The sequence below is a fragment of the Streptomyces alkaliterrae genome (assembly GCF_007097205.2).
GTDB classification, from domain to species: Bacteria; Actinomycetota; Actinomycetes; order Streptomycetales; family Streptomycetaceae; genus Streptomyces; species Streptomyces alkaliterrae.
The window spans coordinates 1-1,106 of the sequence record NZ_VJYK02000610.1 but is presented as its reverse complement, the minus strand read 5'-3'; the positions used below and the strand labels follow the sequence as shown (position 1 = coordinate 1,106).

The window sequence follows — 1,106 nt, the reverse complement described above, 5'->3', positions numbered from 1 at the left end:
GGTTTGTGGTGGGTGAGGGGGTGAGTCGGCGGGCAATGCGGTTGTTCGCGGAGGCGTTCTCGCGGCCCTGGGCGGCGCGGGAATTGGCGACGGCGATGGAGTGTGCGGAGGTCGACGCGTTTGTGCGGCTGTTGGCCGAGTTGGGTGAGCGGCGGGCGGCGTTGGAGTGGTTGGTGGATCACGCCCGGGGTGACGACTTCGACGACGCGCACTGGTCGGTGCCGGTGGACGCCGAGCAGTATCTGGAGCGGTTGATGGGGAGGTGGTCGTGAGAGCGGTGCGACGCTACCTGTCGGCAGCCGAGCGGTGGCGGCGGCGGTCGCGGAGGATGCGGGCGACGCAGGCGACGAGGGCGGTGAGGGTGAGGGAGACGAGGAGGGCGTAGGTGCCGAGGCGTTCGTTGCGTTGGGCGTAGGTCTCGGTGAGGGTGAGTTCGGCGGGTTCGGGGGCGGGCGCGTTCTCGACGCCTTCGCGGCCGACCGGGCGGGTGATGGGGCGCTCGTCCTCGGTGAGCGCGCGGAGGGGGTCGACGACGCCCCAGCCGATGTGGTGGTCGCGGCCGCTGACGGGGCGTTCCGCCGTCTGCTGGAGTTGCGCGACGATCTGCTGCGGTGTCCAGCGGCGGTGTTTGGCGCGCAGCAGTGCGGCGACGGCGGCGACGTAGGGCGCGGCGAAGCTGGTGCCGTTGTCGGCGCAGTGGCCGCCGCGGGGGACGGTGGAGACGATGTCGACGCCGGGTGCGGCGATGCCGACGAAGTGGCCGCGTTGGGAGAAGACGGCCCGCTCGTTGTTGCGGTCGGAGGCGGCGACGGCGAGTACGCCGGGTATGGCGGCCGGGTAGGTCTCCTTGAGTTTGCCGTCGGCGCCGTCGTTGCCGGCTGAGGCGACGACAACAACGCCGGCGTCGATCGCACGCCGTACGGCCTGGTAGAGGAGGGAGTCGGGGCCGAGGGGGCGGTCGGCGTCCTGGCTGATGTTGATGACGTCGGCGCCCTGGCGCACGGCATGGTCGACGGACTGGGCGAGGTTTTCGGCGTTGCCGCCGCCTTCGCCGTCGTTCTGGCGGATGGGGATGATGGTGGCCTTGGGGGCCAGGCCGACGAAGC

2 protein-coding genes are annotated in these 1,106 nt (G+C 71.6%); one reads left to right on the top strand and one right to left on the bottom strand.

Going from position 1 to position 1,106, the window contains the following annotated elements:
• Window positions 1-272 (top strand): hypothetical protein (locus FNX44_RS27090; RefSeq protein WP_228450313.1); only part of this gene is annotated, 272 nt, incomplete at its 5' end.
• Between the two features lie 13 nt (window positions 273-285).
• Here FNX44_RS27090 and FNX44_RS27085 read toward each other — a convergent pair.
• Window positions 286-1,106 (bottom strand): S8 family serine peptidase (locus FNX44_RS27085; protein WP_153507794.1); only part of this gene is annotated, 821 nt, incomplete at its 5' end.